A 25,763-nucleotide genomic window follows, 5' to 3' on the forward strand; every position below is an offset into this window, starting at 1 on the left:
TTTTAAAAGATATATTTTTAATACATCTTTATAATACTCATATCCTACTTAAAAAGATATATTTTATATACATATTTAAAGAAATGTTCACAAATTCACCCTGTCAAAAATGTGAGCATTCTTTCTGTATTTCTTAGATATAGACATGCTATTATAGATATATCAGCTGCTGATAAGAGAAGAGGTAAAAAGATGAGGCTCACACAATATACAGATTACTCACTGCGAGTTTTATTATATTTAGGCGTTCGCGATAATAATAAACTAAGCAATATAAAAGAAATTGCTGAAGCGTATAATATTTCAAAAAACCATCTTATGAAAATCATTCACGAGCTTGGAAAACTTGGCTTAATTGAAACGATCCGAGGACGAAACGGCGGTATTCGTTTAGCTCAGCTTCCAAAAGACATTAATATTGGAAAAGTGGTACGTCAAACAGAAGAAGATTTTCATATCGTTGAATGTTTTGATCGTGAAGGAAACTTCTGCATTATTAGCCCCGTCTGCAAGTTAAAAAGTGTTTTACATGAAGCCATGCAAGCCTTCATTCAGGTGTTAGATCAATATACGCTAGAAGATCTAATTCAAAATAAAGATGAATTAAACCTCCTCCTTCTATCTCAAAAAAACGAGGAATGAGTAAACTAAAATTCACTTGAAATCATTCTCGTTTTTTCGACCTTTTTCCCTTTCATCATAAAATAAAAGATGTTACAATGAGGCACGTATTGGAAAGACAAGATGTCTCCATTCGAGCAGACAATGAACCTCATTCTGTTCATCCTAAAAAAATGACGAAAGGGTGTTTGAGTATGCACGTAGGAAGCAAAGGTTGGTATGTTGAGGAACTTAAAAAACGAGGAGTTCGCAACCACGAAGGCCGCAAAGTAGAAAAGTACAAAACATATGTACTTGCTAACTTACTTGATAAACACAAAAATTAATTAACGTGTAATAAGAGAGTACAAATGCGTACTCTCTTTTTTGTTCATTTAATAAGCAGCGTCTTGATAAAAATAATTTGGTGATAATACTTTATTTTTATAAGGCTTATGAAAAATATGCGTGGTAGCTGGCGAAACCGGTGGAATCAACCACGTCCAGTTCCCAGTCACTTCGCGGCCATTTTTTTGCTCTCTTTCTTCAAACAAGTGAAATTGCTGAGCAGCCGTATGATGATCTACAATGCTTACACCTTCTCGTTTGAAAGAAGAAAGCACCGCAACGTTTAATTCAACAAGGGCTTTGTCCTTCCAAAGCGTAGCGTTGTAATCCATGTTCAATCCCATCATAGAAGCTATTTTTGGAAGTTGGTTATAGCGATACGTATCCGCTAAATTTCGGGCACCAATCTCAGTCCCCATGTACCATCCATTAAATGGTGCTGCCACGTAATCAATCCCTCCAATTTCTAGCTTCATATCTGAAATCATCGGGACAGCGTACCATTTCAACTGTAAGTCTTCAAATTCAGGAAGTTCTGGATGCGTAATAGCTACTTCTTTCACTAAATGTTTTGGAATCTCAAAACATCGAGGTGATGCTTCATTAACTTGCAGGACCAAAGGAAGAACATCGAAGTGAGTTTTCTCACCTTCCCACCCCAGCTTTTGGCAAACCTCCGTGAACGCAACAGAATCAGGATCTCCTATCACACCATATTCCGTCTCGTACCCTGCATAGCGGATTAGCTGATGATTCCATATTCTAACCGGCTCTTTTTCTTTCATTTTCGGTTTAAACACCGTAATAGTAGGCCGGATTTTCCCGTCATTTGTTGCATATTCAATATGGTGAAACAGGGCGTCTCTTACCTCTTCAACTGTGTTCGCATCTCGCTTATCAAATACATTGAGTGAGTGCCAAAATAATCGTCCAATACATTTATTGCTGTTTCTCCAAGCCATACGAGCTCCTTGCTCTAACTCTTCAAATGTATGATCATAATGTCCGAGTGACATAATTTGCTGATGGATTTCTTTTAACCGCTTGTTTTTATCCGCTTCGCTTTTTTCAAGTTCAGCGTAACACGTCTCTATAAATACACGTGCTTGTTCAAATAATTCTTCTTGCTTCAACGTTTGTTCCCCCCTAGAAGAACAGATTTCATTCTTTTCGTTCAAGAAAAGCAAGTTTCAGTATACCATTCTCATAGCGGAAACGCGCATCATAATGCTTTAATAGCCTCTTTCAATATTAACCAAGTTAGAAGGCAATTCGCCTTGCTCAACTTTTTGCAGCGTTTCAACAAAGCACTCGACGGCTTCTTCAGGCGTAGTCACCGCTGAAATATGAGGTGTTATGATGATGTTTGAATGATCCCACCAAGCAGATTCTTTCGTTAACGGCTCATGCTCAAATACGTCTATGTATGCTTTTCGAATACGCTTTTGCTCAACAGCCGCTACTAACGCATGTTCATCTACAGTTGCTCCTCGTCCAACATTTATAAAGTATGCATTTTCAACTACATTCATCCATTTTGAATCAAAGTAGCTTTTTGTTTCATGTGTTAGCGGCATTGTACTAATGATCCAATCGGCTTCTTTTAGCAATTCTTTTTCCTTCGAAATCGAGACCACTTGATCAAATGACGGCTTTTCATTTCCACTTTTAGATACACCTATTACTCGTACACCAAAAGATTTTAAAACGGCTGCAAGACGCCCGCCGATTTCACCTGTTCCGTAAATTATGACCGTTTGAGCAGAAAGCTGCTTAGGCTCTACCACTTTCCAATGCTTTTGTTTTTGCTGATGCTGAAACTGTGCGTGATGCTGAAGTTCAGCTAGCATATAGCTAAGACAATATTCACTGATTCGCTGACCGAATGAACAAACCGTACGTGTTAACATCACACTCTTTTTCCAATTCCCGCTTTCTAAGAACCGATCGACTCCTGCGCCGAGAGAATGAATCCATTTAAAGCTATGATCTTCAAAGCAATTCGTTGGACCGAAGGATAAAAGCGCATCAGCCCAGTTTAAATCTTCAATTGTAACGTCTTGCTCTTCCATAAATCGAAACGTCTGAGACAGCTGCTTTTGTTTAATTATCTCCTCCAGCTCTTTATGCATTCTTCCTGCCACTAGTATCGTATAAATGTTCATTTCTTTTCCCCCTGCCTTTTTATTCTTTTATATACTCTATTTGAATGATTCGATATAACCGTCCCTTCTTCATGAAGGATTTTCTACATTGATATATATAGTATGAATGAAGTGAAAGGAAGACGCGAGTGAATTTTATATGACTTTCAAGGCTGGAAAACTCATATGGATTTATGTATATAAGTTCGCTATAATCGTTATGAATCAATTTGTTTATAACGAAACGTACGATAGATATTTTAAAAGAAAAGGTGTGTCAGCATGAGTGTATTAAACGTAAAAAATCTAAGTCATGGTTTTGGTGACCGTGCGATTTTTAACGATGTATCATTTCGATTGTTAAAAGGTGAACACGTCGGCTTAATTGGAGCAAACGGCGAAGGTAAATCAACATTTATGAACATCATTACAGGCAAGCTAGAACCGGATGCTGGAAAAGTAGAATGGTCTAAAAAAGTGCGCGTTGGCTATTTAGATCAGCACACAGCATTAGAGCGCGGCCTTTCTATTCGTGATGTACTAAAAAGTGCTTTTCAATACTTATTTGATTTAGAAGCTCAAATGAATGGCCTCTATGAGAAAATGGCGGAGGTATCACCAGAAGAACTCGAAAAACTATTAGAAGAAGTCGGTACGCTTCAAGACCTCTTAACAAACAATGACTTTTACGTTATCGATGCAAAAGTCGAAGAAATTGCACGCGGATTAGGATTAGAAGATATCGGCTTAGATCGCGATGTACAGGATTTAAGCGGCGGACAGCGTACGAAAGTATTATTAGCCAAACTGCTGCTTGAAAAACCAGAAATTCTTTTACTTGATGAGCCTACAAACTACTTGGATGAACAGCATATTGAGTGGCTGCGACGCTATTTGCAAGAATATGAAAATGCCTTTATTTTAATTTCTCACGATCTTCCATTTTTAAATAGCGTGATCAATTTAATTTATCATATGGAAAACCAAGAGTTAAATCGCTATGTAGGAGACTACGACGATTTTATGAAAGTGTATGAGATGAAAAAACAGCAGCTTGAAGCAGCTTATAAAAAACAACAGCAAGAAATGGCAGATTTAAAAGATTTCGTAGCAAGAAATAAAGCCCGTGTGTCGACACGAAATATGGCCATGTCCCGTCAAAAAAAGCTCGATAAAATGGAAGTAATTGAACTAGCTCAGGAGCGTCCAAAACCAGAGTTTAACTTTAAGGGTGCTCGTACTTCAAGCAAATTAATTTTTGAAACATCTGATTTAGTCATTGGATACGAAGAGCCGCTTTCTAAGCCACTGAATTTAAAAATGGAGCGAGGTCAAAAGATTGCCCTTGTAGGAGCAAATGGAATCGGGAAAACAACTCTTTTAAAAAGTATTTTAGGAGAAATCAAACCGATTTCAGGCTCTGTAGAAAAAGGAGATTACCAGCATATTGGCTATTTTGAACAAGAAATCAAAACCGCTAATTACAATACGTGTATTGAAGAAGTATGGAATGAGTTTCCTCACTTTACCCAATACGAGATTCGTGCAGCTTTAGCTAAATGCGGCTTAACAACAAAACATATTGAAAGTAAAGTAGAAGTTCTAAGCGGTGGAGAAAAAGCAAAAGTTCGTCTATGTAAGCTGATTAACAACGAAACCAACATTCTTGTACTGGATGAGCCTACAAACCACTTAGATGTAGATGCGAAAGATGAATTAAAACGAGCTTTAAAAGAATACAAAGGAAGTATCTTAATTATTTGCCACGAACCTGAATTTTATCAAGATGTGGTCACAGACGTGTGGAACTGCGAATCTTGGACGACTAAATTATTTTAAAAAAACGGGTTAAAAAAGGCATATCTTTTAGAAAAAGTGGGAATGATAAGATTAAGTTCCCCCCCTTTGTGTGAGTAGCCATTTTTTAAATGGTTACTTTTTTTATGTATAGTCCTTTAATAAAATGGCTATATTGTATCTATACTCCCTAAACCCAAAAAGGCCGCTGCAGCGATGCAGCGGTCTTTTCATTGTCATGGCTTCATCTGTAGCCAGCTATCAAAATGATGAACAGCTATACTGCTTGGAGGATTTTCAGCTTGACACTCCGTAAGCAACATACCCAGCTCTTGCATCATCTTTTCTTCTCCTTTAGCAGAAAAAGAAATGTACTCTCCTTCATCTGAAGCCATCGTTTCTATCCCTATTTCAATCGGCGTGGATAGTACACGTCCCCACTTGCGTTCATTTTCTGTTATTTCAGCAATGCCGTTTTCTTTATCCGCGTGGTTTCGGTACGCCATAATTGTGACTTCATCAGCGTACTGAATAACCCACCGCCCAAGCGAACCGGAACCGTTGCTATTTTTGAATGGAACTTCGTCAAACCAAAACGGTATATCTACAGCAAGCGGCAAGTGTAACTCATGAGACTGTACAGCGGCTTGAGAAATAACATATTGATACTGCAGAATACTTTTCGCGCGATTATTTTCCCAACTTTTATACAAATAAGGCTCTACATCCAAATGAACCCCTGAAAATTGCTGTGGCTCGTCTGCTTGTGCTTGGTAAGCTGTTATCCAATTAAAAAATGCTTCCTGCTCTTCTATACCAGAAGGCCCTATCCAATAAGGAGCGCCGTCAAGTGCGTAAACACTTATGCCCTGGGCTTGTGCTTGTTGGATAAAATGCCGATATACGGAAGGTAAAAGATGAGTATCAATTTGTAAATAAACGTTTGTCACCTTTTTTTCTTGAAGCTTTTCGAGGATAGCTTCTTGGTTCAGCATCCATTTCTTTGTATCCCACACCCACGTCGACAGCGGTATATTCATCTCTGCATTCACCTTTGATCCACATCCTATTCCTTTCCCCATATTACACAGCCATACAACCACCAGAAAAATAAGAACGCACTTGCTTTTCACACTCTTTTTCCTCCTTTATACGAGCCAGAACTCATATAAAGAGAGTCTGACAGCTTGGCACAACTTTATGGTGAATTTCCCCCTTAAATCTGTAGCTTTTAGCAAACTCCTCCTTATCAATTTTTTGCAGCTTAATCTCTATACGTTCTATCGGTTGCTTGATTTATTTCTCTATATCTTTCTTATTAAATAAATATGCCTGTTTTGGATGGTTTGGCTGATTTGGATATTTCAACTGTAATTGTCCTTTTCGTAATAGCTTTGTTAAATAATTATTACGTACTCCATCCGGCGTTCTTTCTAGTAAATAAGCAAACTCTTTAAGCATGAGCGGTTTTTCTTTACATAACTCAAGAATAATATGTTCCATCTGATTCGGCGAAAGCCGTTTTTTTTCACGAGCCAGCGCTGCAATATCCCATAGCTTCGTATCAATATTCTCTACATTTACCAAATTAGAAGAATTCTCTCCTTGTTCATTATTATAGGAGTTATGATTATTATCACAGGAGTTAACATCGTTATTGTATAAGTCACTCTCTTTATTATAGTAGTTATCTTCCTTATTCAAGGAGTTAACATCGTTATTGTATGACTTTAACTCCTCTATTAATTCTTTATTATAGGAGTAATCGTTTTTATTATAGGAGTATATTTCGACATCGTTTTCAGGTGTATTTTGATATTTTTCGACATCTTTAAAATTATTTCCCGAATCATCTATAGACGTATTATAAGTGTCTTTTTCAGAAGAACTTACCTGTCTTTCTTGAGTGGACAGAGATAACATGACCACTGTACGATGCATAGAAACATCTTGATCAATAGCCGGCGTTTTATAATGATGCAGGCTCCAATTTTGCTTTACTTTTTTCAAACCAGAGCCCGAACGTTCACATAGCCCTAGTAAACTAAATAGCTTAACGATATTTGGGTTTCGAAGTTGACTAACGGTATTGCTAAAAACTGAGTCTGTAGGTACTAACAAAAGACCTGGATTAGAAAAAACGTAATGAGAAGGTTGCTTTTCTAAAATAACGCCGCCCTCGCCATTATAATCTGCATGAATAAGCATATTAATCAAAACTTCTGTTAAAGAGGAAGCGATTGACGGCTGAGGTTCGCTATTACGAACAATTTCATGAATATGAAAATAAAAATCAAAAATATTTCCTGACCACGTCCCGTCTTGAGAGGTAAAGCGCTCTGTCCATTCTTCGTTCCCTTTACTTTCCCGGTATTCTAAAAAGTATTGTGGTAAAACTTCTGTGATAATCCGTTCTTCACTGAATAAAAGCAGGCCTGCGAGTGTGACTCCCTCTTTATGGGTATCTCTAACCTTTCCCCAAGCTCCTACTTTGTATAAAAACTCCTTTGTTTCAAGTGCATTCCAAGGATGAGCTGGTTTTACTTCAGCAAACCGATCCCGGTAGCTTTTGATCGTATCAAAATTTAATTCGTTTAATCCATAGTGCTCTAGGATGAGATTATCTTGTAACATATTCAACTCTCCTATTATCTTTGTATATTTATTTAACAGCGCGAATATGCTGTTTCGTACCTCTTGTTACTAACGTACTAACTTTATTTATCTAGATGCCACCAGTACACCAAAGTCCAGTCCGTAGATTGTACTTCTGCTGTGCAATTTCTTCTAAATCGATATATACATCTTATCTATTCTATCATTTTTTCTTTATTCTCTCCTTCATTTTTCAATCTTCAAAACAGTCGAGTTTATTGTGTAAAAGCTGTGGATATTTATCTTTATCCACAGCTTTTACACAGACTACAAACCCTTTTCTAGCTGTTTCAATATAAATTTGTTATAATACCCTTCATAACAACGGATTAAGTGAGGGATTACGTATGGAAAAAGCTACATTTGCAGGTGGATGTTTCTGGTGTATGGTTACACCTTTTGAAGAGCTAGAAGGTATTCACGGCATTGTATCAGGATATATGGGGGGAACTGTGGATAACCCTACTTATGAGCAAGTAAAATCTGGAACAAGCGGTTACTACGAAGTGGTTCAAATCACATTTGACCCCGAAGTGTTTCCGTATAAACGTTTATTAGATCTTTATTGGCCGCAAATTGATCCAACAGATGACGGAGGTCAATTTCAAGATCGCGGCTCGCAGTATCGAACAGCAATTTTTTACCATAACGACAGCCAAAAACAAGCAGCTGAAGAGACGAAGCTAGAGGTCGCAGAAAGCGGACGTTTTAAAAAACCAATCGTAACAAGCATTCTTCCTGCCTCTACGTTTTATGAAGCCGAAGAGTATCACCAAGATTTCCACAAGAAAAATCCAAAGCATTATAAAGAAGACCGTGCTAAGTCCGGTCGAGATGAATTTATTCAAGAGAACTGGAAATAATTCTTGTGTTCAAAACAAAGCCGCATAGCACGTGCTATGCGGCTTTGTTTTACCAATTATCTGTATACGTCATTGTTGTTGAAGGTACGCTCCAATATTGCTGCGAAGGCTGCCATGCTTTTAACGATCCATCAGCTCTCTTCACAATTGCTTTAAATTGAACATTTTGACTCGCAGGAAAATAGACGGTGCCTCTCCAATCAGCTGTAGATGAATTATATGTTAATTTAATTGGATACATGGACGTATCCCACTGACCTAGCTCAGCTCTGTCTCCAACAATATAAACCGTTTCTCCTAATGCGGTTGGCGCATTTTTTACTACAACCGTTTGCGCAACAGGTGTAACGCCCAACGTATTTTTAAATTGCCCCATCAGCGTATCATTGTTAATAACATCGTAGAAACGAAGCAACGTAAATCCTGCAAAATTATAGTTAAAGGCCATTTCAGCTGCTTTTTTATATTGATCTTCACTGCCTATAGTTAAAGCATTTTCCCCGTTTAAAACAACTCCTTTTGCATTCGCAATACCTGCTACCTGGCGTACAAGTGTCTTTGGCATAGAATATTCTGGATAACTTCCGCTGTCCGTCATTTCTAAGCACGTAAACGTTATATCTAATTTAGCTGTTTTAAACGCATCTAAAAGCGCATTGTAATCATTATATCCAGCAGGTTTTTCTGCAGCATGAGGAATCGTGGGATTGTTATACTGCCAATGAATTCCCGCCACTTTTGCACCGATTGGTACGTTAAAGGTGGAATCAAAAGCCTGATGAGCTAACTGTCCAATACGTTTTGTGTGATCTTCCAAAGCTCCTTGATACCATGCTAAGAAATCTTTTCCATAAGCTGTTGAATAACCATCTTTTAAGAACTGATAGCCATCTGACGGCGGTAAAATTTGCGATGCAGACGTTAAATTGGTTCCCCATGCTTGATTAATGCCCGCGAGTGAACCGTATTTAGTCAAAGCATATGATTGAAACTTGCTTTTGGCAAAGTTCGTATACACTTGAAATTTCCCTCTAGACGGATAGCCGGTTCCGTCTGCTGCTGTATAAGACGGATAACGAATTTCACCTGCAGGGCCTCCTGATAAATAGATTTTAGCAATCACTTCTTTATAAGGTGCTAACGCTTGCGCAAATGCCGTGTAGAGCTCACCGTATTGCTTAGAAATAACGTCTGTTGCAAGCGGGCTTAGCGTTTCTTTATTTATCGTTCCCGTTTCAGATTTAAAGTAAAGGCTATCATCGCTTTTTAAGTTCCATACCCAAGATGGAAGCGGAACGTTACAATCATCTCCTACATTGCCTCCGCACTGATGAGTAGAAATAATAGGAACGATCTTTATACCTGCATTACGAGCAGCTTGAGCAAAGCGCTGCGCATAGGAAAAATCAAACTGCTGATCGCCGTTTTTCTCCATATCTCCCCACCAGAAGTCTACTGTCACTGCATAAAATCCATTTTGTTTCGCTTTGCGTAAATCGTTCTCAAACGCTTCCCATGTCGTATAGTCTGTTACCTTTTTTAAAGGCGCCATTAAATAGGTTTTGTAACCTGGATTCATTGAATTTCCATCTACGGCAGCCGCTCCGTTAATTGGACTTAAAATGAAAGCGTTAACAAAAATGAACATCAAAACGAAAGCCAATCCTTTTTTACATAGCTGTTTCATATCTTCCCTCCATTTTTTCAAAATCACCTATAGGTATTCGGCGGATTTTAGTTTTTTCCTTTTTCTTTTATAAAAAAAAGACGCCCTGCCAGGACGCCTCCTTCATTAGTTCCAAATCTCATTCACCCATTCAGGATGGTCAATAAACGGGTTCCGGTTATGCTGATAATCTGAATAAATAATGTCATTTCTACGTCGTTCTCGATCATCTACTGGATCTTGGGCGTTCCATTGAAGAAGCACAGATAATTTCCCGTGATAAGGAGCAGTGCCATTATTTACTGTGTTATTAAGTTCTAAGTCAGGCTCATCACTTACATCGCCTTCATAGCGCACGGCCATATAAAACAACATACGAGCCACATCGCCTTTTACTTCATCTCGAGGTTCCCATGAATCACTGTCAAAATAATTTCCGAGTGCTTCGCTATGTTCCGTCCCTCCGTTATCAAAATCTAAGTTTCCTCTCGTACTGTTTACAGACACGTCGGTTGGACGTAAGTGATGAAGATCTGTTCCAGGTCCCATAGCTGTTCCAAAATCCCCGTGAGACTTTGCCCAGACGTGCTCACGATTCCAATCGTCCACTCCGCCTCCATTTGTACTCTTAGCCTGTGAACGCCCCGTGTAGAGCAAAATAACGTTATTTACGTTAGCTGGATCTTCATCCGTTTTCTTTAAAGCTTCCCATACGGCTGAATACGACAGTTCTGTATGATGATCAATAATGTTATGAAGCTCTGTCTTTAAGGTATTTCCTGTTTTTCCAGCTGCAGTACGATAATAGTCTTCTACTGGAACAGTTGGCTCTGTGGGATCTGGAGCCGGATCAGTTCCTCCTGTTTCTGTACTGATAGAAGTAACTGATTTTATTCCTGGGTGTGAAAAATAAGGAGTGAGTGTGCCCGTAACAGTAAGATTTTTCCCTTTTAACTCCGAGTGACTTTGAAGTCCAAATGTACTTCGCAAATTTGAAGGAATTTGAACGTACACCATCTTGTCTGTATTGGTTTCATTTGCACTATCAGCAAGTGCAAGTGCATAATCGTTTGGGTAATTGCTCGTAATAACTGTAGATGTGCCTGTAGGTTGACCTACTACATATCCTTTAACCGTTTGTACACTATTGTTTTGATTCTCAAGAGCTTGTGCAACAGATAAAAATGCGGCTGCTTGACTAACAGGAGTTAAGCTCACTAAAAGAACAAAAACAAGCAGGGATAGTGCCCATGTTTTTTTACACAGATCGTATAATTTCACTTTTTTATTCCTCCTATATGATAGGTTTGAAAACTAGTTTTCTTCCACCTCTTTATATTATTTTTTCACTGTGAATTCCCTGCCTCTTTTTTGTTAAGTTTTATAGTGAAAAAGATGTATTCTTCTTTACAGTGACGGCCACTTTATGCGAAGGGTTATATTTTTAAAAGTCCACATTGGAAAAAGCATTATGTGTCTTTCTTTATATATGGTATAATCAACCGAATCGTAAAAGAGCTTATACCATTTCAGAAAATGAAATGATTTAAATAGAAATGAGGATTGTGTATGCTTAGTTTTGACGAAAAATTAGCTATTATTTCATCGTTTCCAGAGCTGCATCGAAAAGATGTATCTTTAGGACGCGTGAATTTTCATTATGAAGAAAGCGTGTACGATAAAACGGTTGTTGTGCATCATCTGCATCCTAACGGAAATGGATTTGTATATGGAGGGTTTTTAAAAGGATATGAAACAAATGACAAAGGTCTTGTAAATATCCGTGATTATACAGAAGAAGAGCTTCGCTCAATTATTGAAGCTTCTATTGAATCTTTGTCAACCCTTCCTGATACAGCTAGAGAAGAAGCTATTGTAGGGAATGGAAATGAACAGCGCTGGAACGGTCCAGACAATGCAACGCTTTTACTTGTTCATGAAGATGATCTGTGGAATGTTTATTCTGGCTTGAATTTAGAGGCAGCATTTCTATCTTACGAAGAAGCCGAAGATTATTTGTTTGAAGAAGGCTTCCGCCGCCTGTAAATTTACGTCTATACGCAAAAACCTCGCTGTTGATCAACAGCGAGGTTTTTTCATTTTTTCACAGAAGGCTGAGGGCTAATGCGCGGTATTAAAACCGCAAATAATACAACAACCCCCACACCAATCAATAATAAATAAAACCGTTGTAGGTCTGATGACTTTTCAGAGGCAGTTTGTTCTGTTCGATCTTTCTTGTAGGAAGTGTTTTTAGAAGAAAACAAGTTATATTCTTTTGCTTTCGCAGAAATCGTATTATCTTCAGCTGATGCGTTCGCAAAAAGACTTTCTTTTAAGCTCTCTTTCTCTGCATCTTCCTCTTTTTCAAATGTAAGATCCTTTATTTCCTCCGGAATATTTCCTACTTCTTTTTTATTTTCCAGCAAAGATTCGGGGTCCAAGTTAATCGGATCATCCTTATATACATTTGGTTTAATCTCTTCAACGTTTCCGTCATCATCTTCAGCCGCTGCTGCTATAGGGAAACAAAGAAGTGAAAAAATAAGAACAATACTTCCAATCTTCTTATTAAGCACTATAGGTTTCATCATTTTCAACCTCTTTAGTCGTCTTTAAAGCACGAATAATAGATGGCAGAACACTTAAAACGGCAGTCATTCCCAGTAATACAATAAGCGCCTGTCCAAACAGCGACTGCGTATCATATTGAATTGACATATATACTTTAGATACTGGATCTTCGTAATTAAAGTTTGGCATAGATAAGTTAAGAAGTGGGGTAATATAAAATAAAATCAACCCTACTGTCGTCACCCATCCAGCGAAGCTCCCTAATAAGAAAGCAATACGTACGAGTGTAGATGTAGCAAGTAATAAGACAATCGTAAAGATTGACCATTCCATTGCCCGGTCTCCCGATAACGAATAAATATTAAGGCTAAAGATACTTACCATTAACCCTACAATCAAATTCAATAACCCAAACAGCGTACCTTTCACAAGCATAGGTGCATGTCGGTAGTATTGACTGAAATAGCCAATTAGTAAGCTGCTGATTAAGATAATAACCAAAATGACAACTGGTGGAACCTCTTTTACTTTTTCAGCCGGCACTTCACCGCTTACTTGAAGAGGATTGGCTAAATAATGATAAACGTAATCATTATTCTGTCCATCTACTAATGTATTATTTAACAAACGGTATACCTGGCCGCGAACCAACTTCGTTGAATCCACGTTTTGGGCCCACTTGCTGTTAAGCGTGTCAGCTTTATCCTGGACTTCATTTACACGCTTCTGCAATTCATCTGTGTATGTGACAACATTTGCTTGTCTTTCACCTAAAGATGAAATGAGTTCGTTCATTCCCTTCAACTCTTGACCCATGCTTTGTTGCAGCATCATTAAGCCCGTTACGTCCGGAGCTTCTTTCTTTTCTAATACTTGATCTTCACCTGCGCTAGATTGAAGCTCTTGATTCATTGCATTTGCTTTTTCTTGAATAGCTGATAGCTCTTCCATAATAGATGCTTGTTCAGCATCAACTGTTTGTCCATATTGATCAGCAAAATCTTGCACTGAACTTTGGAACTGTGCTAACTCTTCTTTTGTTAGAGACAGGTTTTGTTGGATTTGCTTACGTGCATCTTGAGAAGAGACGGTGCCAGCTAACGCCTGCTGCAAACTTCCTTTAATAGAGTCATTGTTAAGGACGCTGTTCTGTATGTCTGTATTTCCTACCTGAGCTAAAGTCAAATCATACTGCGATAAATCACCGTAGTACTTTAGCAGATCTTCTGCACTGCTGCTTTGAATCTTACCTGAGAATGTATTGCTCAACTTTTCCTTGCGAGAAGCTGAAAGGTTTGGAGAAGATAAAATTTTATCTTCTTTGTTTGTAATCATCGTAATGAGATTGTCTACATTCACACTACCTTTAGAAGGCTTTTTGCCGTCTTCTTTCAACTTTTCATTCTCTTTTTTTAATCGTTCATTTTCTTCTTGAAGCTTAGCAATTTGACTGCTGGACGACTTGGTCGCTTCTTCTAAGTCTTTCTCTGCTTTGTTTTTCTGTGCTGTCAAAGACTCAACGTCTGCTTCCAAACTGGCAATTTTCTGCTTCAGCGCATCCGTATTTTCTCCTGAAGCTTCCGGCTGAACTGTTACATTTTGCAGCTCATCTTTGACTGCTTGTACCTGTATTTTCAGATTAGCCACTTTTTCAAGCGCACTTTTCACAGCATTGGATGTACCTGATGCATCCGGTGTGTCCGGTGTTTCAGGCGTTTCAGGCGTTTCCGTTCCCTCAGATGTCTCAGGTGCTTCAGGTGCTTCAGGTGTTTCGTTCACCATTCCTTGGAGCTGCTGTTCTAAGTCTTCAAGACCTTTTGATATATCATCAAGCTTTGCTGTTTGCTGAGATAAATCCACTTTAATTGGTTCTGACGTTCCTTCGCCTTGACCAGCATCTGGCTGAGTTCCATCATCTTCTCCAGGATCCGTCGGCGTCTCTCCACCTTGATTCGGATCTGGCTGAGTTCCGTCACCTTCCCCAGGGTCCATTGGCGTCTCTCCGCCTTGAGTAGGGTCTGGCTGAGTTCCATCACTTTCCCCTGGATCCGTTGAGCCTCCGCCACTATCATTTGATGAAGCTGTCTCTAGCTGCGCACGAAGCGGCTTTAGCTTACTTTCAATTTGATTTAGGGTTGTTTGCTCAGACTGCTGTTTATAGGAACTGACTATTTGGCCGTTCAAATCTTGCAGAGCTTTTTCTTGTTCACTGATGTTATCCGCTTGTTGGTCTCCAAGTTCTCCAACGGCTTTTTGATTTTGATCCAACTGCTGTTGAATGGAAGATAAGCCACTAAACACTTGATTGGCCTGCTCATTAAAATTTTGCTTAGAGCTTGGCTGATTAGATTCAAGGGAAGAAAGCCCTTCTTGAATCGCAGTGACGCTTTGAGCCTGCATTTTTTCAAGCATTTGTTTCTGTGTTTCTTGATATGTTTGATATTGATTTACATATTCAATAAAGCTGTTTAAATTCTTTTCAACCTGTTCTACGTCGCCTTGTCTGTCACTCGAACCTTTTTCTGCTTTATTTACATTATCTTGGATTTGCTGAAGAATTTTCTTTTGATCATTTAATTCACCTGCTAAATCTTTTGAATTCGGTTTATAAAAAGCGACCATTGTTTTTTGAAAGGCAATTTCTTTATTTAGAATTTTATCGAACTGTCCGCGTACTTTATCCACTTCCTGTGATACATAACTCCAGTACAAAGAGGACATTTCATTATTAACCTTTGTAGTAGCATCTTCTAATTCCCCTACTACTTTTTCCTTATTAACTGCGTTAAGCTGACTTTGAACTTTGTATTCCAAAGTAGCTTTTTCTGGCTTTTTTTCCTGATACGATAAAATATTTTGTGAGAAAGTCGAGGGAATATAGATAACCGCATCATATTTTCCATTCTGTAAACCGCTTGTAGCTGCGCTTCGTCCAAGCACGGTCCATTGATAATCCGACCCCTCCTGTAAAAGAGGAGTCACTTTTTCTCCAAACTCTATCGCTTTTTCACTATTTTCTTTTACTCCATTATCTTCGTTAACCACCGCAATCGTTCTTGTTGAGTTTTCTGTGACTTGCAGCGGATTGTCTCCAATATACTGGAAAAAGAAAGAAGGAAGAGCCAAAATTAAAACAACAGCTAATATGACTTTAAGTGTATACTTACGCTGTTCGGTCATGTTAAGATCTTCCTTTCACTTACACATAGCGGGATTTGAATTCTTGTTTCTTTTCCACTTTTAATATAATAACCGAAGCCAGGATTAACGTCGGCTTCTTTTCGGTCATAAGGAAGTGTAAATAAGCTTTGCTCTGTTTTCTTCATCAGCAGCACAGCTTGGCTAATTTGCTTCACTTCTGTTGTTAACGCGTCAAATCCTTTTGAAAACTCATTGTTGTTCCCTGCAACAATCAAGTTAAAGCCCAGGTGACTATAATTTTTCATCAATTTTGTAATACGATCCTGCAGGACGCTGTCTAAGTTTTGCTGGAATCGTACAAATCCGTCTACTACAAGCATGATCGGAGCAAATGAAAGACTGTGTACCGTTCCTTCCTGCACTGCTTCCAAATACTTATTTTCACGTCGCTGCAACCGTTCTTCAGTTAAATCAAGCCAGTCGATAATCTGTTCTTTTGTTTCCATGTAAACAACTTCATCTTCAGCTGTATAACTTGATAAACCGCGATCAACCGAATCAAATAATCCGATTTGCTTCACGCCTTGTTCAAGCGCTGTTTGCAGTATGACCTTCACTACATTTGTTTTTCCTTTTTGCGTCTGCCCCATGACGATGCAATGCTTATTTTTCGTAAAGTTCATATGCACCGGTCGAACAAACTCTTCATCTAACCCAAGAGGAATGACTCCTTTTTCCCGAATAACCCTTCTGTCCGTCATAAACTCGGCAAGCACAAGTTTCGATGACAGCATTGGTACAGGCTCCGGAACAATAGCATCAGCATATTGATTCTTTAATCGTTGAATGTGCAGCTTAACTGTATCAAAAATTTCAAAATCATCTTTTCCTTCTGCAGGTAAAAACAGCTGCGCAAAATAAGGCTGATCCGTTTTGATAATAGCCCGGCCTGGAATAGACTCTAGCGCATACGGCGTACGTCCTAAAATAGAATACGCTTCTGAATGATCCATTAAATAATGAACAACCTTCGTTTTCAAGTTATTCATAAGCGACTGACGAATAGAATTCACGCGCGTCGCTGTAAAGATCATATAAATTCCTAAAGACTGGCCGTCACGCACGAGCTGTGTGAACTGCATTTCTAGATCTTGCATTTCTTCTTTGACAAGATCAAAATTATCAATCGTGATAAAAATTAGAGGAAGCTCTTCTGAACTTAGAGCATTATACATTTTGATATTGCTAACTTCCTGCTGTTGAAATAACTGCTTTCGCCTTGCGATTTCTTGTTTGATAATCGTCATAAATTTTTCAATTTTACGCATTTGATCCATTAAGAAATAATCCGCCGTATGAGGCAGCTGACGAAGCGGCAGCAGCGTGCCGTTTCCAAAGTCAAAAATGTAATAATGAAGCTGCTCCGGGCTTTGTCTTTCAGCTAGACTAAGAAGCAACATCATGACTGTAAACGATTTACCGTATCCTGACGAACCAAATATACCAATGTTTCCATCGTCCATCAGCTGATAGTTGTATACCGTTTGACTTTGCTTTTCCGGTTCATCAATCAAGCCAATTGGGAATACGCCGTCTCGCTTCTCTGTGTACTCACTGCGAAGCAATCTCTCTTTAAGAGGCGGCAGCCATGGACTATTTAATTTTTTGATAGCTAGTTCCTGCTGCGTTTTTTCAATTTTTTGCACCACAACATCAATTTCTGCTTCCGCTTGTTTAGATGACGTCTGCTGAGTAGATACATCAGATAAAGGAATCAACCCGAGATCTGTGACAATGGCGACTTCATCTTCAGCCCCATACGTATCTTCCATGTACGGCGCGCCGCTCCAAGCTGACTGAAACAGTTCATACACTTCATTATTTCCAACCTGCAGATAGCCTCGACCCGTCACCGTAATAGAAGCAGCGTCTGCATTTTTTAAGATTTCTTTACTGTCAGCGGCATCTTGGACTTTTAAAGCTACTTTAAAGCGCGCATTACTCCATATTTGATCGTCAATAACACCGCCTGGCTTTTGCGTGGCTAAAATTAAATGAACTCCTAGACTACGTCCAATGCGCGCCGCGCTCACTAATTCCCGAATGAACTCTGGTTCTTCACTTTTTAACTCGGCAAACTCATCCGAGATTAAGAATAAATGAGGCAGAGGTTCTTCTGCCATACCTTGCTTATATAAATCTGTATAGTCATTAATGTGATTGACTTCATATCTATCAAACAAGCGCTGGCGTCGCTTTAATTCACTTTTAATAGAAGCTAAGGCTCTTGTACTAAAATTCTTACTTCCTTCAATATTTGTAATGGTTCCAAGCAGATGAGGCATGTTTTTAAACGGCTGAGCCATTCCTCCGCCCTTATAGTCAATCAATAAAAACGCGACTTCATGTGGATGGAAATTCACTGCTAGCGAAAGAATGTACGTTTGTAAGAATTCACTTTTCCCTGACCCCGTCGTACCTGCAAGTAATCCATGAGGGCCGTGAGCCTTTTCATGAAGATTTAGTTCAACAATATCTTCTTTTCCTTTTAACCCAATAGGAACTGCTAGCGACTTAGCTGATTCATTGCTTTGCCACCTTTGCATGATATCCAACTCACCAATTTCTCTTGCTTTAAATAATTCTAAGAATGAAACGCTATTTGGAATTGAGTTGGTCATGCCAACTTGGTGATCCAATGTCCGCAGCATCCTTGCAAATCTTTCATTATAATCAAGCGTGTGTTTATCAAGCTGAAATGGAATATTCACAGCCTTTTGCTTTTGAATTAATATATCCCCCTCGGATTCGTTAATATAACGGACGAGTGTATGAACATGCTCCGTTAAGCTTTCCTTTGTCTCTGCCGCAAATATCGCAGAAAACCCAAGGTGAGGGTGATACCCTTCTAAATACTCTAAGATAACGTGATCTGCAATTAACTGCTGATTCGTAATAATAAAAACAAAGTGAGGCAAGAAAACCCCTTCTCCTTTTGCTTCATCCAAATCGCGTTCTCTCAGCATTTCATAAATAGAAGATAAAAGCTGATCTCTCGTTTGTTCATTATAGATGAAACCTTTCGCAAAAGAATGCGGAAGCTGAAAATGAGGAAGCCATTTCATCCATTCCCACTCTTTATATTCTTCTTCATCAAAAATGAATACGAATCTTACGTCATGATAACTGTGGGAAAATGCCAGCTGTCCTACAAGCTGATGCAGTTCATTCTTCACCGTTTTCATCTTTCCTACCAGACCGATAGAGCCTAAACCTAAATGAGCGGTAACAGGGGCATTTTTCACTTCTCGATAGACCTTTTCCATGTGCTGAGACTGCTCAAGCAAATCATCAATTTCTCGATTAGCCATATCTCCGCTATTCAAAGAAATTTGGTAGCTTCCCGGAACTGTTCCTGTTCCAAGGCGCACCTGTAAAAAATCACTGCTTTCTACAGTTCGTTCCCAAATTCGATCAGAAATCTGTTCTGTTAAATATTTCATTCGTTCAAACGTCGGAAAATGATAAGATAATACATCTCGTTGAACTGATACTAGTTCTTGTAATTCCTCGCGCTTGTTCTCTAAATACTTTGTATAAATTCGACGACGACGCTCCTGCCGCTTCTTGCGCTGTTTTTTATCTTTGAAGTATTGAACGGTAGATACAATCAGCGTGGTCGTAAACATCATGACAGATATAATAATAAAAATTCCCCTAGGCTGAATAATCGAGACCGTACCCATGACTAAAAGCATGACTAATGGCGGTAAAATAGTAAGCCATAAGCTTCGGTTATTTTCATCATTGTCTTGCGACGGAAAGGACAAGCTCACCTTATCATTAGGCAAATCATATATCATGCGCGGTGTCCGTCTATAAACCGGGTACTTCTTTTTCATTTCAGAAATAGGCTGTGCCGTAGCTGGAAGCTTAGATGCATAATCATAGCAGCTTTGAATCTTCAGCAAATCTTTTTCGATCAATTGAATCGTCATAGAAGACCATAAAATAAGATCTCCAGGCTGAAGGTTCGTATTCTCTTCTAGTCGGTGTCCGTTAAGATAAAGCGGTTCTTGGTTATAAAAGACCTTCCACTTCCCGTTTATCTTTGATAAGTAAAATCCTTCTTTTGGCTCTATTACACACTTTTCTTTCTGCTGATACACATCAGCTGCTTCATCACTTGTGGAAAACGAGACTTCTGATCCGTAATCAATATAATAGACAGCTTCTTTAACAGCCGTCTCTGTAAGGACAAAGGTTAAAACATGTCCTTGTTCTCGCCATACAAATGACTCAGAAACAGATAGCTCTGCTATCCTTTCTTCTCCGTAGGAAATCAAGAGCCGGCCGTTCTTTTCAGATGACAGCGTCATTTGCCCTTTCTCAAACGGATAGGAAAACGTAAAAGTGTGATGCTGAGTGTTTCCTACCGTTGCTTGGCGAAAGGTTTTAAAATCTACAGGCAGCTGCTGATACGTTTGCCCACTAACTACCCAAAGCATATTCATACAACTACCTCCCTACTTCGATTGATCTTCCTGCTGTTTTTTCTGCTCTTCTTGTTTCTTTTTCTCGGCTTCTGCAGCTTTCTGTTCTTCTTCCTGCTGCTTGGCCGCCTGTGCTTCCTCAGCTTGTTTCTCTTCTTGCTGCTTGGCTGCTTCCGCTTCTTGCTGATCATTTTCTTTCTTAAATTCTTCAAGTTCGTTCGCTACTTTATCAAGCTCCTCTTGCTTTTTATCAGCCGCTAAATCGTTGTCTGTCTTTAGCTGACCTTCGTATTTCATTAGTGCATAGATAATTAACGAACGTTCTTCTAACAACCTGCTGACTTCTAGCGCTTTTTTGTTGTCTCCTCGGCCAATGTAAAACCAATAGGCAAAATACTGAGGATCTGACTGAAGCGTAATGGTCTTTAAAGCATTTGCTTTTTGCTCCTCCCCTAACTTTTCATTAACAAGATAGGAAGTTGCTATTTCGTATTGCACAATTTTAGGCATGCTTTCAATGTCATAATCTTCAAGTGTGTCGACTACTTTGCTGTAGTTTTTTTCAAGAAAGTATTCGTTGCTTTCTACAAATGCTTCTTGTTTCGGCTGAGCAAAAAAGTAAGAGTAAAAAGTATAAATAAGAGCTGGAATTAATAAGACAAGTATACCCACAGATGAAAACTTAAAAATGGTCCAGCGTTTTTGAGGAAGTTGAACGAGTGTCTTTTGATGCTTTTCAATTTGAGTTAGCTTATGCTGAACAAATTGGCTCAACTCTTCCTCATTGCTGATATGCATTATTTTTTTAGCGTCTTCTTTTAATTGCAAGGTCTCATATAACTTAAAATACTGTTCAAATGTATGTGATGAGTCAACGGCCGCTGCTATCGTAGCCTTTAACTCTTGAAAGCTTTGTTCCTCGTTAGACTCATAAGGAGGTAAACTTTCTTTCACTCCATAGTGTAAAAAAGCCGGACTTAAACTTTTATCAAAAATGATATTTTCTGGACAAATCAACAAATGCAGCCTTGAAAAAGAATGCTGCTTTACCTGTTTGATAAGCTGATCTGCAAACAGCCACTTTTGCTGTTCTTCTTTTCCTCTTAATGCCGTAAAAGGTTGAAATTCAGAGGTAGGCTTAATTGTTATTTTAAGTTCATCATCGCTCATCATGATTTCTTTTTGAAAAGCCATGTTTACATCCTTTAACATTTCAATTTCAACAGAACGATTAAGTCGAATTTTTTCTTTTTGAAAAACAAATGTATATTCATTATTATGACGTGTCATTACAGCTTCGAGCTGTTCTTCTAAGTAAGTCGGTTTCTTCTCTGACATTCTAATAGACTCCTTTAGAGAATTTCGATACAATCACCTGTGGTAATTCCGCAGTTAATCATCGTCTCATTTCCCGAGAAAATAAGATTTTTATTTGAAATACGTATCCACGCACCGTCCTTTGGTGATTGAGTAATCTTTTTAGCTTGCCAAACGATCTCGACTACTTTTTTGAGTGAATGATAGTTTGATAGTCGCAAATCGAACCGATCACCTGTATAGTGCTTTAAGTCTACTGTTACTTCTATATACATAGGGTTTCATCACCTCAAAACATAGAAAAAGCGCCTTCATCTTTTGAGAATAGGGCGCTCCTTTTATTACTTCACTTAGATTATTAGATGAAGTTAACCGCGGATTTGGCTAGCGATTTGGTTATCTGTATCTTCAAGAACGTTTGCAGAGTCATCTAATTGCTTAGCAATCTTTGTAAGTAGGTTAGACATTTCAACGAAAGAAGGCTTTAGTTCTTCGTATTGAGCAGCAAACGCTTCGCTTGAAGCACCTTCCCACATGTCTTGAAGTTGATTTTTCATTGTATCAAGACGACTTACTAATTCTTGAACTTGACCGCTTTCGTTAGTATAACGACCTGCCATGTCGCGAAGCTCTGCTGGTGTTACGCGAATAATTCCTGACATACATATCTCTCCTTCGGTTTATATATTTACTATTATTGTAAGAAACTCTAGTGATAAGGTCAAAGGTTACTTGCAAAAGCCTCCAAAAATGAGAATATGTATCTACAAATACCCCTAAAAAATGCAAATAAAACCTAAACAACCAAGATTTTGTTCTCATTTAAACCTTTTCTATCTGATCTATAGGTACCTATTTAAAGGAAAATAAAAACTATAAGACTATTAAATTACATTTTTGTTCATTATCTATAGAACTATTTACTAGTAATAAAAAAGCAGCAGCCTATTTAAGGCCCTGCCTCTTTATATATCTTATATTTATTTAAGATTCAGACATGCTTGGAAAAAGCACATGCGCTTTTTATTTTTTGGCTACTGCTTAAAATAATTTTGATCTTCTTTTAACATCCTTATTTCTTCGGGGATGAATAATTTTGAGAGAGGCGTGTCAGGGTTAAGTAATATCGCTATTTCTTCATTTAATACAGGCAGCATATCCTTAAATGATACGCATACGGTCTTTTCATCTTTCAGCATCTGTTCAATCGGATATTTTGACGAAAAAACAGGTAAATATCGGTACGCTGCGCTTTTCATTGTCTGAACGTAGTGCTCTGCAATCAATATATCTGATGCTCCATGCTCTGAATTCACAACTAGCCATAAATTGCTATTCATTAAAGTTTTATAAAATTGAGCAATTTTCTTATTATCTTTCATTGCTTCAATTAATGATTTTTCTAATAAGTTAAATGTATATTTCATTGCCGAGACAACCCTGTAAGGAACTGTACCATTTCACTTCCAGCGCCATCATATACTTCATTCATTCTCTCTTCACTTCCTCTGTGCTGTCACTAAACATAATGTTTGAAGGATTCATTTCCTGACTTAAAATGCCCAACCCCATTTGAATAACGCCATAAGTAAAAAATTCCGTTCGACTGCATGTAGAACCATTCACTACTTTTTCTTCCCAAGACATAGAAAGCGAATTCCACATAACATTAAGAGTACCTAAAGGTTTTTCAATCGTTCTATGCATATTGTCATACGTATTCCATTCTTTTAAGTTCTTTATATCATTCCACGTATCTTGTGAATGGGTGCTCCCATCGCTCCATACGCTCGACCAAAACTCCGTCCAGCCTGAAGAGCCTTCTAGCTCTCCATCTGCTTTTCTCATTTGTTCTGCCGTGTCTTTTACTAATAAATGTGCGTTTTCCGTTAGCGAATCAAGTTTGCGAATCATATGCTGTAACTCTTCCTGCAAGTCCAGCACTTTATCAATATCTGCAACAGACAAGAAATGTAGATTTGTAGCTTCCCAGCTTAGTTTTTGAAGTGCATCAGCCGTCTGTGAATGAGACTGCTGAATTCGCTCTGCAAATGTCTGCAGCACCTCTGGATTTACTTTTATCTCCATGTATGTCCGTCCCCCTATCTCTTGTAAGCCTTCAGTCATCATCTAAACATTTTTTAAGCCTATACGGAAAGACTCACTTTCTAAAGGAGTGAGTCGATAATGTTATTTATTACGCCGATGCTAACTCTCTTAGTCGTGAAATTTCTAAGCGTAAAGTTTGAAACAATTCATCCCTTACGTCGTACAGATGAAAAGTAGATTGCGTAATATCATTATAAATATCCTCATATGAGCTCTTAGAACGCCCTGACCAATCTGACGCATATTGTTGGTGCGAATTTTGAAACAGATAGATACCCTCTTCAAGAAATTCCATGATACGTTGAACTTCATGTAAATATGATTCTAATTGATCTGCATCTCGACTATATTCTTTACTTTTTCTTCTTCGCTCTATGTCGTCAAAGAGATCATCAATTGCATCCATAAAATGTCCCCACGTCCTTCTTCCTCTTTTATTAGAAGTCTCTTAAAGTAATGTTAAAATAAGGTTACAAAAAACAAAATCCATCATTCAAACTATTTTCATACCTAGGAAAAAATATCTACATTTCTCTTTTTTTACTTATTTATACAGGGAAAATAGAGAAAATAAACAACGCCAGGCTGCTGTAATAAAGCAGTAGACGTTGCTTTTTAGGTTATGACACTGCTGTTATAAAAAGGAAGAATACCTAATTTACATTCGACCTTTTTGTTTCTTTTTCTTGTTAAACGGCTTTTTTGAAGGTTTTTTAGCTGTACGGGACTGCTCTTTTGTTCCTTCATCCACGATTTCACCCATATAAAGTTCTTTTTTCACTAATGAAAGTTGAAGTTCACGTGCGATTTGTTTTAAATTTCGTTCTTCACGTTCAGTCACAAGAGAAATGACTGTACCTTCTGCTCCCGATCTGCCTGTTCTACCTGAGCGATGTACGTATTGATCTGCATCTTGAGGAACATCGATGTGAATTACATGCGTCAATCCCTTAATGTCTAATCCTCTAGCTGCGACATCCGTTGCTAATAAGACAGGGAAATCTCCTTTTCGAAACCCTTTAATCGTCGTAGCACGATCTTCTTTTTTCGTTTCACTGTGTAAAGAGCCTGCTTCTACACGCTTAAATGTTAATTTTTCTTCAAACTCGATTAAAGTATCAATTCCTTTAAAAAAGGCTAAAGCTTTCATTTGTTCTTGACGAACTAGTTTTCTAAGCACGTCCACTTTATCTCTAGCTTCACTTTTGATGTATACATGCTCTACCTTCGAAGCAGGAAGTTCATCTCTTCCTACCTCTATTTCAAGAGGGTGGTTCATCATATCTTTCGCTAGCGATTTGGTACGTTCTGATACAGTAGCTGAGAAGACTAGGATTTGACGATCACTTAACGCCATTTTTACAATCTGTTGAACCGTTTGAACATGCTCAGGTACAAACAATTGATCCGCTTCATCAATCACAATTGTTTTGACTTCGTGCATTTTTAATTTCTTCATTTTAATTAGCTCGTTCAAACGTCCTGGGGTACCAACAATAATATTAGGACGTTTTTTGAGTTTTTCTAATTGCCGTTTCATATTTGCTCCGCCAATAAACGCAGCGCTTGAAATACCGCTTCCCTGCGACCAAGTTTGAATTTCACCGTGAATTTGCATAACTAATTCATGGGAAGATGCTAAAATAACTGCTTGAATATGAGATGGTCCCGGCTGAATGCGATGTAAGACAGGCAACAAATATGCCAGCGTCTTTCCTGTTCCCGTTGGGGATTCTCCTATTACATCTTTATTAGCTAAAATCTCTGAAATAGCTTTCGTTTGAATGGCAGTAGGCTCATTGAACCCTGCTTTTTTCCATGCCTCTTGTAAAAAAGGCTGTAAAGTCTCTATAAACTGACTCATATCTATCTCCTTTTCCATGCTTTTCTCGATATTATAAACGATTTTTTTCATTTCAATTAAACGAATGTATCAGTGGCCATTTGCGTTAATACTGACCTTAATTTCTATTTATAAATAAACCTTTCTTATCCCAAGGGACCCTGTCAATCCGTCAGTAGAAAAATCGGTTGTTACCTTAACTTTTCTACATCA

At 38.3% G+C, this 25,763-nt stretch carries 21 protein-coding genes; 5 read left to right on the forward strand and 16 right to left on the reverse strand.

Features of this window, described 5'->3' with window-relative positions; genetic code table 11:
* The first annotated feature begins 192 nt into the window (after positions 1-192).
* Positions 193-642 (forward strand): Rrf2 family transcriptional regulator, encoded by a 450-nt coding sequence (locus tag ACFX4E_RS22965; protein WP_377238686.1) that lies wholly within the window; start codon positions 193-195, stop codon positions 640-642.
* Positions 643-815: 173 nt separating this feature from the next.
* The gene (locus tag ACFX4E_RS22970) at positions 816-947 is read left to right on the forward strand and encodes a YflJ family protein (RefSeq protein ID WP_016762840.1); all 132 of its coding nucleotides are present in this window, start codon (positions 816-818) and stop codon (positions 945-947) included.
* A gap of 48 nt (positions 948-995) precedes the next feature.
* Here the strand turns inward: ACFX4E_RS22970 and ACFX4E_RS22975 are convergent, their stop codons facing one another.
* Both ACFX4E_RS22975 and ACFX4E_RS22980 read right to left on the reverse strand, forming a co-directional pair.
* Positions 996-2,081, reverse strand: a complete 1,086-nt coding sequence (locus ACFX4E_RS22975) for a nitric oxide synthase oxygenase (protein WP_377238687.1) — start codon at positions 2,079-2,081, stop codon at positions 996-998.
* Between the two features lie 99 nt (positions 2,082-2,180).
* On the reverse strand, positions 2,181-3,113 hold the full coding sequence (locus ACFX4E_RS22980) for a D-2-hydroxyacid dehydrogenase (protein WP_028410147.1): 933 nt from the start codon (positions 3,111-3,113) through the stop codon (positions 2,181-2,183).
* 261 nt (positions 3,114-3,374) lie between these two features.
* On the opposite strand from ACFX4E_RS22980, the gene ACFX4E_RS22985 reads away from it, so the two are divergent.
* Entirely contained in the window at positions 3,375-4,931 is a 1,557-nt protein-coding gene (locus tag ACFX4E_RS22985; protein WP_013055117.1) for an ABC-F family ATP-binding cassette domain-containing protein, read from the forward strand.
* Between the two features lie 194 nt (positions 4,932-5,125).
* Here the strand turns inward: ACFX4E_RS22985 and ACFX4E_RS22990 are convergent, their stop codons facing one another.
* A complete protein-coding gene (locus tag ACFX4E_RS22990) occupies positions 5,126-6,022 on the reverse strand; it encodes an amidase (RefSeq protein WP_377238688.1) in 897 nt (298 codons plus the stop codon).
* A gap of 163 nt (positions 6,023-6,185) precedes the next feature.
* Positions 6,186-7,523: an ATP-binding protein gene (locus ACFX4E_RS22995; protein WP_377238689.1), complete on the reverse strand. Its 1,338-nt coding sequence runs from the start codon at positions 7,521-7,523 to the stop codon at positions 6,186-6,188.
* A 368-nt stretch (positions 7,524-7,891) separates the two neighbouring features.
* Here ACFX4E_RS22995 and msrA point away from each other — a divergent pair, with 368 nt between their 5' ends.
* Positions 7,892-8,407 (forward strand): peptide-methionine (S)-S-oxide reductase MsrA, encoded by a 516-nt coding sequence (msrA, locus tag ACFX4E_RS23000; protein WP_060746116.1) that lies wholly within the window; start codon positions 7,892-7,894, stop codon positions 8,405-8,407.
* A gap of 49 nt (positions 8,408-8,456) precedes the next feature.
* Here the strand turns inward: msrA and ACFX4E_RS23005 are convergent, their stop codons facing one another.
* Both ACFX4E_RS23005 and ACFX4E_RS23010 read right to left on the reverse strand, forming a co-directional pair.
* On the reverse strand, positions 8,457-10,094 hold the full coding sequence (locus ACFX4E_RS23005) for a family 14 glycosylhydrolase (protein ID WP_334034751.1): 1,638 nt from the start codon (positions 10,092-10,094) through the stop codon (positions 8,457-8,459).
* 105 nt (positions 10,095-10,199) lie between these two features.
* Complete coding sequence (locus ACFX4E_RS23010; protein ID WP_098659205.1) at positions 10,200-11,354, reverse strand: endonuclease; 1,155 nt, start codon at positions 11,352-11,354, stop codon at positions 10,200-10,202.
* 288 nt (positions 11,355-11,642) lie between these two features.
* On the opposite strand from ACFX4E_RS23010, the gene ACFX4E_RS23015 reads away from it, so the two are divergent.
* Positions 11,643-12,119 (forward strand): hypothetical protein, encoded by a 477-nt coding sequence (locus tag ACFX4E_RS23015; RefSeq protein ID WP_013081504.1) that lies wholly within the window; start codon positions 11,643-11,645, stop codon positions 12,117-12,119.
* Between the two features lie 50 nt (positions 12,120-12,169).
* On the opposite strand, the gene essA is transcribed toward ACFX4E_RS23015, so the two are convergent.
* The 10 genes from essA to ACFX4E_RS23065 all read right to left on the reverse strand — a co-directional run bounded on the left by essA (position 12,170) and on the right by ACFX4E_RS23065 (position 25,571).
* Positions 12,170-12,667, reverse strand: coding sequence for a type VII secretion protein EssA (gene essA, locus ACFX4E_RS23020; protein ID WP_377238692.1), 498 nt, complete (start codon positions 12,665-12,667; stop codon positions 12,170-12,172).
* Positions 12,645-15,827, reverse strand: coding sequence for a type VII secretion protein EsaA (gene esaA / locus ACFX4E_RS23025; RefSeq protein ID WP_377579892.1), 3,183 nt, complete (start codon positions 15,825-15,827; stop codon positions 12,645-12,647). Before esaA ends, essA begins: the two co-directional genes overlap by 23 nt.
* Complete coding sequence (gene essC / locus ACFX4E_RS23030; protein ID WP_028410155.1) at positions 15,824-20,302, reverse strand: type VII secretion protein EssC; 4,479 nt, start codon at positions 20,300-20,302, stop codon at positions 15,824-15,826. Before essC ends, esaA begins: the two co-directional genes overlap by 4 nt.
* A 12-nt stretch (positions 20,303-20,314) precedes the next feature.
* Positions 20,315-21,619 (reverse strand): type VII secretion protein EssB, encoded by a 1,305-nt coding sequence (gene essB / locus ACFX4E_RS23035; protein ID WP_028410156.1) that lies wholly within the window; start codon positions 21,617-21,619, stop codon positions 20,315-20,317.
* 14 nt (positions 21,620-21,633) lie between these two features.
* A complete protein-coding gene (yukD, locus tag ACFX4E_RS23040) occupies positions 21,634-21,873 on the reverse strand; it encodes an ESX secretion system protein YukD (protein ID WP_098332933.1) in 240 nt (79 codons plus the stop codon).
* A gap of 93 nt (positions 21,874-21,966) precedes the next feature.
* Entirely contained in the window at positions 21,967-22,260 is a 294-nt protein-coding gene (locus tag ACFX4E_RS23045) for a WXG100 family type VII secretion target (protein ID WP_013055105.1), read from the reverse strand.
* Positions 22,261-22,632: 372 nt separating this feature from the next.
* On the reverse strand, positions 22,633-23,025 hold the full coding sequence (locus tag ACFX4E_RS23050) for an SseB family protein (RefSeq protein WP_028410157.1): 393 nt from the start codon (positions 23,023-23,025) through the stop codon (positions 22,633-22,635).
* A 61-nt stretch (positions 23,026-23,086) separates the two neighbouring features.
* Positions 23,087-23,686, reverse strand: a complete 600-nt coding sequence (locus tag ACFX4E_RS23055; protein WP_013055103.1) for a WXG100 family type VII secretion target — start codon at positions 23,684-23,686, stop codon at positions 23,087-23,089.
* Between the two features lie 109 nt (positions 23,687-23,795).
* Positions 23,796-24,113, reverse strand: coding sequence for a hypothetical protein (locus ACFX4E_RS23060; protein WP_013055102.1), 318 nt, complete (start codon positions 24,111-24,113; stop codon positions 23,796-23,798).
* Positions 24,114-24,365: 252 nt separating this feature from the next.
* Positions 24,366-25,571: a DEAD/DEAH box helicase gene (locus ACFX4E_RS23065; RefSeq protein ID WP_013081498.1), complete on the reverse strand. Its 1,206-nt coding sequence runs from the start codon at positions 25,569-25,571 to the stop codon at positions 24,366-24,368.
* Between the last annotated feature and the right edge of the window lie 192 nt (positions 25,572-25,763).

Origin of the sequence: Priestia sp. YIM B13491 (genome assembly GCF_042787605.1) — a bacterium.
GTDB lineage: Bacteria > Bacillota > Bacilli > Bacillales > Bacillaceae_H > Priestia > Priestia megaterium_E.

Bases quoted from the DNA above. Each gene is read 5' to 3' on its own strand.
- ACFX4E_RS22970 (WP_016762840.1), top strand. From the start codon at position 816: ATGCACGTAGGAAGCAAAGGTTGGTATGTTGAGGAACTTAAAAAACGA.
- ACFX4E_RS23045 (WP_013055105.1), bottom strand. From the start codon at position 22,260: ATGTCAGGAATTATTCGCGTAACACCAGCAGAGCTTCGCGACATGGCA.
- ACFX4E_RS23050 (WP_028410157.1), bottom strand. From the start codon at position 23,025: ATGAAATATACATTTAACTTATTAGAAAAATCATTAATTGAAGCAATG.
- essB (WP_028410156.1), bottom strand. From the start codon at position 21,619: ATGTCAGAGAAGAAACCGACTTACTTAGAAGAACAGCTCGAAGCTGTA.
- ACFX4E_RS22995 (WP_377238689.1), bottom strand. From the start codon at position 7,523: ATGTTACAAGATAATCTCATCCTAGAGCACTATGGATTAAACGAATTA.
- ACFX4E_RS22965 (WP_377238686.1), top strand. From the start codon at position 193: ATGAGGCTCACACAATATACAGATTACTCACTGCGAGTTTTATTATAT.
- essC (WP_028410155.1), bottom strand. From the start codon at position 20,302: ATGAATATGCTTTGGGTAGTTAGTGGGCAAACGTATCAGCAGCTGCCT.
- ACFX4E_RS22980 (WP_028410147.1), bottom strand. From the start codon at position 3,113: ATGAACATTTATACGATACTAGTGGCAGGAAGAATGCATAAAGAGCTG.
- ACFX4E_RS23060 (WP_013055102.1), bottom strand. From the start codon at position 24,113: ATGGATGCAATTGATGATCTCTTTGACGACATAGAGCGAAGAAGAAAA.
- ACFX4E_RS23055 (WP_013055103.1), bottom strand. From the start codon at position 23,686: ATGGAGATAAAAGTAAATCCAGAGGTGCTGCAGACATTTGCAGAGCGA.
- ACFX4E_RS23015 (WP_013081504.1), top strand. From the start codon at position 11,643: ATGCTTAGTTTTGACGAAAAATTAGCTATTATTTCATCGTTTCCAGAG.
- ACFX4E_RS22985 (WP_013055117.1), top strand. From the start codon at position 3,375: ATGAGTGTATTAAACGTAAAAAATCTAAGTCATGGTTTTGGTGACCGT.
- essA (WP_377238692.1), bottom strand. From the start codon at position 12,667: ATGATGAAACCTATAGTGCTTAATAAGAAGATTGGAAGTATTGTTCTT.
- msrA (WP_060746116.1), top strand. From the start codon at position 7,892: ATGGAAAAAGCTACATTTGCAGGTGGATGTTTCTGGTGTATGGTTACA.
- ACFX4E_RS23005 (WP_334034751.1), bottom strand. From the start codon at position 10,094: ATGAAACAGCTATGTAAAAAAGGATTGGCTTTCGTTTTGATGTTCATT.
- yukD (WP_098332933.1), bottom strand. From the start codon at position 21,873: ATGTATATAGAAGTAACAGTAGACTTAAAGCACTATACAGGTGATCGG.
- ACFX4E_RS23065 (WP_013081498.1), bottom strand. From the start codon at position 25,571: ATGAGTCAGTTTATAGAGACTTTACAGCCTTTTTTACAAGAGGCATGG.
- esaA (WP_377579892.1), bottom strand. From the start codon at position 15,827: ATGACCGAACAGCGTAAGTATACACTTAAAGTCATATTAGCTGTTGTT.